A 10,079-nucleotide genomic window follows, 5' to 3' on the forward strand; every position below is an offset into this window, starting at 1 on the left:
AGAAGGAGAGTTGGAATGCTTACGCGTCGTGGCCTGATCGCCGGAGCTCTTGCCTGTTCCGCGTCGCTGCCGCTCGCGGCCCAGGGGGCCGCTCCGGTCGTCACCGTCTATCGCAGCGCCTCCTGCGGCTGCTGCGGCGCCTGGGTCGACCACATGAAGAAGGCGGGCTTCGAGACCAAGGTGGTGATGACCGAGGAGTTGGCGGCTCGCAAGCGCGAGTTCGGCGTGCCCGATGCCGCCGAATCCTGCCACACGGCCATGGTCGACGGCTATTTCGTCGAAGGGCATGTGCCTGCCGCCGATGTCCGCCGCCTGCTGCGCGAGCGGCCGCAGGCCCGCGGCCTCGCCGTCCCGGAGATGCCGGTCGGTTCGCCCGGCATGGAAGTCCCCGGCGTCAAGGCGGATCGCTATGACACCTGGCTGATCGCCAAGGACGGCTCGCACACCGTCTTCGCCAGTCACTGAGCGGCGGCCCGGACGCTGTCCGGGCATTGCCTGTTTCCTGCCGTGCCGTGCGTCCCGCCCCGAACTGGCGCGGAGCGCGCGGCACAGGTGTTTCAGTGCCCTGCGGCAGCCGGTTCGATCAGTTTGGCCAGATTGAGCAAGCGCTGATCCTGCCCGGTTATGGCGCTCAGCATCAGCCCGCCCGAGAGCTTGTCGCCGAGCGGCATCGGCAGCGAGATCGAGCACAGATCGAACAGGTTGCCGAAGGCGGCGTTGCGCAGCATCAGCCGGTTAGCGATGAAGAAGGCGTCGTCGCTGGCCTCCAGCGCGGCGATCGTCGGAGCCTCGATCGGCACGGTCGGGGCGAGGAAACCGTCGAGCCCGTCGAGAGCGGCGGCGAGCTTGGCGATCAGCCTGCGACGGGTCTGCATGCCCACAATATAGTCGGCGGCCTTGTAGGCGGTGCCGAGCGAGATGCGTGCCGCGACGCGCCGGTCGAAGGCGTCCGGCTTGCTGGCGATGGCGTCGCGATGCACGGCGGCGGCCTCGACGGCGACCAGCGGTACCGAGAAGGTCGCCATCATCTCCTGCCAGATGCCGTCAAGATCGACCGGCTCGAGCGCGACGCCGAGGCGCTCGACGCGCGCGATCGCCGCCTCATAGGCCTTGACCACCGAGGGGGAAGCTTCGGCGAGGAAGCCGCCGCGGGCGACGCCGACGCGGAAGCGGCGGGGGTTGAGCCCCTCGGCGAGCGTGAAGGGGCGCCCAGTCAGCACCGACAGCAGCCGGGCGCAGCCGGCGACGTCCTTCGCCAGCGGGCCGATCACGTCGAGGCTCGGCGCAAGCGGGAAGCAGCCTTCGTCCGGAACCGAGCCATGGCTCGGCTTCATCCCGACGATGCCGTTCAGCGCCGCCGGAATCCGACATGAGCCGCCGGTATCGGTGCCGACGGTCAGCTCCGACGAGCCCTGCGCCACCGAGACGGCGCCCCCCGAGGAGGAGCCGCCGGGAATACGGGCCGCGTCCAGCGCATTGCCGGGCGTGCCGAAGGTGCCGTTGAGCCCGACCCCGGAGAAGGCGAACTCGCTCATATTGGTCTTGCCGATGATCACCGCGCCGGCCTGGCGCAGCCTTGCGACGATCGGCGCATCCTGCGCCGCGGGAGCGGCGCCCTTGAGCAGGCTGGAGCCGGCCCAGGTGGTCTCGCCGCGTACGTCGAACAGATCCTTGATCGAGACGATCGTGCCGTCGAGCGGGCTCAGGCTGAGCCCGGCTGCGCTGCGTGCATCGGCGGCGTCGGCCTCTGCGCGGGCCGTCCCGGCCAGGAGCCGGGTGAAGACGGGGGCGCCGTCGCCGATCCTTCCGAGAATGGCTTCGAGCTGGTCGCGGACGCTGCGTGACATGGGGATAGACCTCGCTTCGGGCACCGCATGCGGCGGTGCCTCTGGTTAGCGCATTCCGAGGTCGAAGAAACCCCGCGCTGGGCTCAGGCCGCCTCGCCGCAGGAGCCGGGCAGGGTGGAGCGGCGCTGGATCAGGTCGTCCTGGGCAAAGAGCTCGGCCAGCCAGTCGACGAAGACCCGCACCTTGTTCGAGAGGTGCCGGTTCGGCGGGTAGACGATGTGCAGCGGTTTGGGCGAGGTGCACCAGCCGGTCAGCAGCGGCACCAGCCGCCCGGCGGCAATGTGCTCCTGCGCCATGAAGGTCGGCACCTGCATCACGCCGAGGCCTGCGAGTCCGGCGGCGAGATAGCCGGTGCCCTCGTTGAGCGAGACGACATGGTCGCCGCGCACCTCGATCGTCTCCTTTTTCGTCGCGAAGGTGAAGGGCAGGGGCCGGCTGGTCCCGGCGGCGCGATAGCCGATCACCTTATGGCCGGTTTCGAGGTCGCGCGGATGCTGCGGCGTGCCGTGCCGGGCGAGGTAGGCCGGCGTCGCGCAGGTGACGAGCAGCATCTCGCCGACGCGCCGGGCGATCAGGCTCTGGTCCTGAATCTCGCCCGCTCGCACGGCGAGATCGAGATTCTCACCGATCAGATCGGCCGGGCGGTCGCCGAGGCCGATATCGATCTGGATTTCCGGATAGCGCGCCAGGAAGCCGGGCAGGGCGGGCAGGATCACCTCGATCGCCAGGGGGGCGGCGACGTCGAGGCGCAGGCGCCCGCTCGGCCGCGCCTGTGACGACGCCATGCTGGCATCGAGCTCGTCGATCTCGCCGAGCACGCGCAGCGCCCGCTCGTAATAGGCGGCGCCGTCCATGGTGACCGTGACGCGCCGTGTCGTGCGGTTGAGCAGCTGCGCCCGCAAATGGCCTTCGAGCTGCTGGATCAGCTTGGTCACGGTCGGCTTGGGCAGGTCGAGCAGCTCCGCCGCACGGGTGAAGGTGCCGACCTCGACGACGCGCACGAAGGCGCGCATGGCGTTGAGCTGGTCCATCCGGCCTCCTGGCTGATCCGGGGATTGTTTCCATACAGAAACAATGTGGGAGCGGATCGGCGGTTTATTGCGTTCGTACTATCTCCTAAATGATGACGGATCGCAATATTCGTCAGTCGTCAGCCATGCTCGCTCCTTCGCTCCCCCAAAGCCGCTACCGCCGCGCCGTCTTCTGGCGCGAACAGGCCGTCAAGGCCGGGTCCGAGACGCTGTCCGGCCGGCTCTATGCCCCGGCCTCGGTGCCGGACGATGCCGGTCTCGTCCTGCATCTGCATGGCGGCACCTTCGACAGCGGCTCGCTCGCTTCCGGCGAGGCGGTCGCGACGACGCTGGCCGAGGCCGGCGCGATCGTGATCTCGCTGCCCTATCCGCTGGCGCCGGAATCGCGTTTCCCCCACGCGCTCGAGACCGCCTATGCGGCACTGGAGACGATTGCCGGCGACAAGGCGCGCTGGGTCTCAAAGCGGGCGCCGCTCTATGTGGCGGGCGAGGAGGCCGGCGGCAACCTCGCCGCCGCGCTTGCCATGATGGCGCGCGACCGGCACGGGCCGCCGCTCGCCGGCCAGATCCTGTTCTCGCCGATGCTCGATGCCTGCCTCGGCACCTATTCCTTCCGCCATGCCGAGGCCGGGCCGGTCGGTTGCCGCTGGGCCGATGGCTGGCACGCCTATCTCGGCTCGCCCGAAAAGGCCGCGCATCCCTATGCGACACCGGCCAACGCCTCGCGCCTGTCCGGTCTGCCGCCGGCGCTGATCGTCAGCGCCGAGGACGACCTCTTGCGCGACGAAAGCGTCAGTTACGGGCTTCGCTTGCGGGCTGCCGGGGGCGAGGCGACGGTGCACGTCCTCGGCGGGCCCAGCCATTGGCCGGAGGCTTTCGCCGAGGCGCCGCGGGACGGTTCCTGCCTCTGTTCGGCCTGTCAGAATGTAAGCGAGTTCTTCTCGATGACCGCGCCTCGCTAGGCGGCGCTGCCACCCCCGACTTTCGAATTTCAGCTCCAGGAAGGAATGACCCATGATTCTGGGAACGATCCGTCACGCCCTGTTGGGCACCGCCTTGGCCGCCGGCGTCTCGCTCGCGGCGCTCGCCATCGCCGTCAACGGCTCCGACAAGGCACAGGGCGATACTGCGCCTGCCGCTGCGCCGCCGACGGCGGTGTCCGTCGCCCTCGTCGAGCAGCACGATCTCGTCAGCTGGGCCGAGTTCTCCGGCCGGCTCGAGGCAATCGAGCGCGTCGAGATCCGTTCGCGCGTCACCGGCGTCGTCGAGCAGGTGCATTTCGCCCAGGGCGCGCTGGTCAAGCAGGGCGACCTGCTCGTCAGCATCGACCAGGCTCCTTACCGGGCCGAGTTCGAGCGCGCGCAGGCGCAGCTTCTCGCCGCCGAAGCCCGTGTCGCCCTCGCCGCCAACGAGCATGAGCGCGGCCAGAAGCTGATGTCGTCGCAGAACGTCTCGCAGCGCGATCTCGACACGCGGCTGAACGCGCTGCGTGAGGCGCAGGCAAACGAGCGTGCCGCCCGCGCCGCTTTGCAATCGGCGCGGCTCAACCTCGACTACACCCAGATCCGCGCCCCGATCGGCGGTCGCATCGGCCGCCTCGAGGTTACCCTCGGCAACCTCGTCGCCGCCGGCGCAAATGCGCCGCTGCTGACGACGCTGGTCTCGGTCGATCCGGTCTATGCCGGCTTCAACGCCGATGAGGGCTCGCTCCTCAAGGCGCTGTCGACGCTGCCGGTAGAGCCCGGCAAGGCCCGCGATCTGAACCGCATCCCGGTGCAGATGACGACCGCCGCCAACGAGGCAGCGCCGGTCTCCGGCCATCTCAGCTTCGTCGACAACGGCATCGATGCCGCGACCGGCACGGTTCGCGTCCGGGCGATCTTCGACAACAAGGACGGCGCCCTGCTGCCCGGCCAGTTCGTGCGCCTGCGCATGGGCCAGGCGAAGAGCGAGCCGGCCCTCGTCATCAACGAGCGCGCTGTCGGCACCGACCAGAACAAGAAGTTCGTCTTCGTCGTCGGCAAGGATCACAAGGCGGCCTGGCGCGAGGTCACGCTCGGCGCCGCGGCCGAAGGGCTGCGCATCGTCACCAGCGGGCTCGAAGCCGGCGAGCAGATCGTCGTCAACGGCCTGCAGCGCATCCGGCCCGGCGCGAGCGTTGCCCCCGAGCAGGTGCCGATGGCCGAGCGCTCCGAATTGAAGGAGCCCAGGACCGAGCTCGCGCAGCACTGAGTCTCCGCCGTCATGGTCGGGCTTGTCCCGACCATCCACGTCTTCGCCTCGCCGATCGAGCGCGGTGCCCAAGACGTGGATGCTCGCCACAAGGGCGAGCATGACGGGTGGAGCGATACTCCCCGTTTTCCGCCCCGCCGGCCGCTTCGGGACCGGCGGGGAAGCCGCCTTGAAGGGGCACCCCAATGAACCTCTCGAAGTTCTTCATCGACCGGCCGATCTTCGCCGGCGTCCTCTCCGTCCTGATCCTGATCGCCGGCCTGCTCTCGCTGCGCGTGCTGCCGATCTCGGAATATCCCGAGGTCGTGCCGCCGACCGTGGTGGTGCGGGCCCAGTATCCCGGCGCCAATCCGCGCGTCATCGCCGAGACCGTGGCGACGCCGATCGAGGAGCAGATCAACGGCGTCGAGGGCATGCTCTATATGTCGAGCCAGGCGACGACCGACGGCGTGATGACGCTGAACGTCACCTTCCGCCTCGGCACCGACCCGGACAAGGCCCAGCAGCTGGTCCAGAATCGCGTCTCCCAGGCGGAGCCACGCCTGCCGGAGGAGGTGCGCCGCCTCGGCGTCACCACCATCAAGAGCTCGCCCGACCTGACGATGGTGGTGCACATCACCTCGCCGAACGGCCGCTACGACATGACCTATCTGCGCAATTACGCCGTGCTCAACGTCAAGGACCGGCTGGCGCGCATCGACGGCGTCGGCCAGGTCCAGCTCTTCGGCTCGGGCGACTATTCGATGCGCGTCTGGCTCGATCCGCAGAAGGTCGCCGAGCACGGCCTCTCGCCTTCCGACATCGTCCGCGAAATCCGCGCCCAGAACGTCCAGGCCGCGGCCGGCGTCATCGGCGCCTCGCCGAGCGGGCCGGGGCTCGACCTGCAGCTCTCGGTCAATGCGCAGGGCCGTCTCGCCAGCGAGGAGGAGTTCGGCGAGATCATCGTCAAGACCGCCCCGAGCGGCGCCGTCGTCCGCCTGAAGGACGTCTCGCGCATCGAACTCGGTGCCGCTGAATACGCGCTGCGCTCGCTGCTCAATGGCAAGTCGGCCGTCGCAGTGCCGGTCTTCCAGGCGCCGAACTCGAACGCCATCGCCATCGCCGACCAGGTCCAGGCGACGATGCGCGAGATCAAGCAGAACATGCCGGAAGGCGTGGACTACTCGATCGTCTACGACACCACCCAGTTCGTCCGCGCCTCGATCAAGGCGGTGATCACCACGCTGCTCGAGGCGGTGGCGCTGGTCGTGCTCGTCGTCATCGTCTTCCTGCAGACCTGGCGCGCCTCGATCATCCCGCTCGCCGCCGTGCCGGTCTCCGTCGTCGGCACCTTCGCGGTGATGTATCTCTTCGGCTTCTCGATCAACGCGCTCTCGCTGTTCGGCCTCGTCCTGGCGATCGGCATCGTCGTCGACGACGCCATCGTCGTGGTCGAGAATGTCGAGCGCAATATCGAGAACGGGCTTTCGCCGCGCGAGGCGACCTACAAGGCGATGCGCGAGGTCTCCGGCCCGATCATCGCGATCGCGCTCGTCCTCGTCGCGGTCTTCGTGCCGCTCGCCTTCATCTCGGGCCTGACCGGCCAGTTCTACCGCCAGTTCGCGCTCACCATCGCGATCTCGACGGTGATCTCGGCGATCAACTCGCTGACCCTATCGCCCGCGCTCGCCGCGCTGCTGCTGCGCGGGCACGACGCCCCCAAGGACGCGCTGACCCGCTTCATGGACAAGCTGTTCGGCTGGTTCTTCCGCGGCTTCAATCGCTTCTTCAACCGTTCCTCCGAGGCCTATGGCCGCGGCGTCACCCGCATCCTCGGCCGCAAGACGCTGATGATCGTGATCTATGTCGGCCTCGTCGCGTTGACCGGCGTGCTCTTCCGCGCCGTTCCCAGTGGCTTCGTGCCGGGCCAGGACAAGCAGTACCTCGTCGGCTTCGCCCAGCTCCCCGACGCGGCGACGCTCGACCGTACCGAGGACGTCATCCGCAAGATGGACGAGATCGCGCTGAAGCATCCCGGCGTCGAGAACGCGATCTCCTTCCCGGGCCTGTCGATCAACGGCTTCACCAATTCGTCGAACGCCGGCATCGTCTTCGTCGGCCTGAAGCCCTTCGACCAGCGCAAGGACCCGTCGCTCTCGGGCAACGCCATCGCCATGCAGCTCAACAAGGAGTTTGCCGGCATCAAGGAGGCGTTCATCGCGATGTTCCCGCCGCCGCCCGTCCAGGGGCTCGGTACCATCGGTGGCTTCAAGCTGCAGATCGAGGACCGCGCCGGCCTCGGCTACAAGGCGCTCGACGAGGCGACCAAGGCCTTCATGGCCAGGGCCGCGACGGCGCCCGAGCTTGCCGGCATGTTCTCGAGCTTCCAGGTCAGCGTGCCCCAGCTCTATGCCGACATCGACCGCACCAAGGCGCGCCAGCTCGGCGTCCCCGTCACCGATGTCTTCGAGACCCTGCAGATCTATCTTGGCTCATCCTATGTGAACGACTTCAACAAGTTCGGCCGCACCTACACGGTGCGCGTCCAGGCCGATGCGCCCTTCCGCGCCTATCAGGAGGACATCGGCAAGCTCAAGGTCCGTTCGCTCTCGGGCGAGATGGTGCCGCTCTCGGCCGTGCTTAATGTCCGCACCGATGCCGGCCCCGAACGGGCCATGCGCTATAACGGCTTCCTCAGCGCCGACATCAATGCCGGCCCGGCCCCGGGCTATTCCTCGGGCCAGGCGCAGGACGCCGTCACCCGCATCGCTGCCGAGACCCTGCCCAAGGGTTTCGCCTTCGAATGGACCGAGCTGACCTATCAGGAGATCCTGGCCGGCAATTCCGCCATCCTGGTTTTCCCGGTTGCGATCCTGCTCGTCTTCCTGGTGCTGGCGGCGCAGTATGAGAGCCTGACCCTGCCGGTTGCGATCCTGCTGATCATCCCGATGGGCCTGCTCGCGGCGCTGGCCGGCGTCTGGTGGAGCGGCGGCGACAACAACGTCTTCACCCAGATCGGCCTCGTCGTCCTGGTCGGGCTATCCGCCAAGAACGCCATCCTGATCGTCGAATTCGCGCGCGAGCTCGAATTCGAGGGCCGCACGCCGGTCGAGGCCGCGATCGAGGCCAGCCGCCTGCGCCTGCGGCCGATCCTGATGACCTCGCTCGCCTTCGTCATGGGCGTGGTACCGCTGGTGCTCTCGACCGGGGCGGGCGCCGAGATGCGCCAGGCCATGGGCATCGCGGTCTTCGCCGGCATGATCGGCGTCACCGCCTTCGGCATCTTCCTGACGCCGGTGTTCTACGTGCTGATGCGGAGGTTGTCGGGGAACAAGCCGCTGCGGCAGCATGGGGTGGAGGGGAGGGAGCACCTCGCCGAGGCGGCGTGAAGTATGCGCCGTTATTCCAACTCGTCATGCTCGCCCTTGTGGCGAGCATCCACGTCTTGAACACCGCATTGCATTAGGGAAGACGTGGATGGTCGGGACAAGCCCGACCATGACGGAAAGCGCGGTCCTTGCCACGGAGGGTTTGGGTGTCACCCTCCTCGTTATCCGAAAAATCTAGGCGCTAGTTAAGTACGCAGGCAGGCAACAATGAATTCAGCCAAGCTGTCCCACATCGATGCCAGATGTTCTGGTGAAGGTGCGAAATTTGGCGAGTGTACATAGCGGTTCATGGTGTCAGCAGATACAAGTTGATCTAACTGTTGAAATTTCTTGATCATTCCGAGTTGCTTGTCGTCAATATGACCTCCGACGTGAAGATGATTTGCGCATTTCAACGCCCTCACAGCGAGTTTGTCCCCGTCGTACACAGGCACCGGGCCTTGTTTGACGCAGTTTTCAATCGCCATCTCTAGAAGGACCCTTAGCAGAACCGAGATTGCATTCGGTTGCCGCTTAAGTTCCAGTCGAAATTGGAGTTCCTCCCAGATTTGGTGGTGACGTTGGAGTCTGCCCGGCCAAACAATTCCATAGTCAGTGTGCGGAATTAGGGTCGCCCTTTGACTTGGATTTGCTGCGGCCGCCGGGCGAGATAGCTGGATTTTGTTGGATTTAGGCGCCGTTGCGGCACGTGTGAGCGCATTAACTGCCGACGGCAAAACCCCTTCGCGCTCAAGCTTGTCTAGATAGCTCCGCTTACCATCAACATCCCAAATGTCGCCCAGTACGAGCTCGCGAGCGGCAAGGTCTTGGGCTACACGAGCTATTGCTCGCATCGAGATATTCTCGTCGTGCGTAAACTCAAATTTCCCTCTGCTGACACTAAAGCCGAGGCGATTGCGAAATGGCTCCGCTGACAGAAGGCGGTTCATGGTTGAACGAGGTATCTTGCGACGCGTGGGTAGCATATTTGCTTCTTGGAGACGCCGTTCGATTTCGTCAGCTACGTTTAGACCTCCGCCTTTTCCAGTGCGCGCAACGAAGATGGACTTCATGCGGTCATCCCACATGCTCTGGCCAACTCCGCCTTGAACACCCGTATGCCGCCGATAGAGAATTTCGTCGACCCGGTCTCGATCAGTTTCAACTTGGCAGTCGACTTTGCTAATAGGTGCGCCGGCCCATTGGCGACTAAGATCCTCAAAGTACGTTTGAAGCTGAGTGGTAGGTGCTCGACGTGGGTTTTCCAGGAGTTTGAGGCAGGTCACACGCCGGTTGCCGTCGAAAACGAGAAATTTGGAACCTTCGGGCGTCACGAGCGGCATTTCATAGAGCTGATTAGTAGTAACGATATCCTTGGCCAAACTCCGCATATGCTGTTCACGTTCATTGAACAGCCACGCAATGGCCGCAGTTTCGTTCTCCAGCTCGCCATGCCGGTCGTTCGTCCTGTTCACTTGGCCTGCCCCCTGAAAAGTGGCCCTCCCTGAAGTAGGCTTTCGAGCCTTGGAGGATGCCCATTATGCCGCAGAAGAAGCACAAGCCTGAAGAGATCGTCGCGAAGCTGCGCCAGGTCGACGTGCTGTTGTCCCAGGGGCGCCCGG

At 66.1% G+C, this 10,079-nt stretch carries 7 protein-coding genes; 4 read left to right on the forward strand and 3 right to left on the reverse strand.

All coding sequences use genetic code 11. The features are described from left to right. Positions 1–15 precede the first annotated feature (15 nt). Entirely contained in the window at positions 16–465 is a 450-nt protein-coding gene (locus tag J0J10_RS26245) for a DUF411 domain-containing protein (protein ID WP_291650491.1), read from the forward strand. A gap of 92 nt (positions 466–557) precedes the next feature. On the opposite strand, the gene J0J10_RS26250 is transcribed toward J0J10_RS26245, so the two are convergent. Next, positions 558–1,847 (reverse strand): amidase, encoded by a 1,290-nt coding sequence (locus tag J0J10_RS26250; RefSeq protein ID WP_291650492.1) that lies wholly within the window; start codon positions 1,845–1,847, stop codon positions 558–560. Positions 1,848–1,930: 83 nt separating this feature from the next. Further along, on the reverse strand, positions 1,931–2,878 hold the full coding sequence (locus J0J10_RS26255; RefSeq protein WP_291638249.1) for a LysR family transcriptional regulator: 948 nt from the start codon (positions 2,876–2,878) through the stop codon (positions 1,931–1,933). Between the two features lie 125 nt (positions 2,879–3,003). Between J0J10_RS26255 and J0J10_RS26260 the strand changes: the two genes are divergently transcribed. From J0J10_RS26260 to J0J10_RS26270, 3 genes are all read left to right on the forward strand, one after another. Continuing rightward, complete coding sequence (locus J0J10_RS26260) at positions 3,004–3,840, forward strand: alpha/beta hydrolase fold domain-containing protein (protein ID WP_291650494.1); 837 nt, start codon at positions 3,004–3,006, stop codon at positions 3,838–3,840. Between the two features lie 52 nt (positions 3,841–3,892). Further along, on the forward strand, positions 3,893–5,110 hold the full coding sequence (locus J0J10_RS26265) for an efflux RND transporter periplasmic adaptor subunit (protein ID WP_291650496.1): 1,218 nt from the start codon (positions 3,893–3,895) through the stop codon (positions 5,108–5,110). Between the two features lie 185 nt (positions 5,111–5,295). After that, positions 5,296–8,478: an efflux RND transporter permease subunit gene (locus J0J10_RS26270; RefSeq protein WP_291650498.1), complete on the forward strand. Its 3,183-nt coding sequence runs from the start codon at positions 5,296–5,298 to the stop codon at positions 8,476–8,478. Positions 8,479–8,663: 185 nt separating this feature from the next. On the opposite strand, the gene J0J10_RS26275 is transcribed toward J0J10_RS26270, so the two are convergent. Further along, positions 8,664–9,932, reverse strand: a complete 1,269-nt coding sequence (locus tag J0J10_RS26275; protein ID WP_291650500.1) for a hypothetical protein — start codon at positions 9,930–9,932, stop codon at positions 8,664–8,666. Positions 9,933–10,079: the final 147 nt, after the last annotated feature.

Source organism: Allobosea sp., from assembly GCF_017308075.1.
GTDB lineage: Bacteria > Pseudomonadota > Alphaproteobacteria > Rhizobiales > Beijerinckiaceae > Allobosea.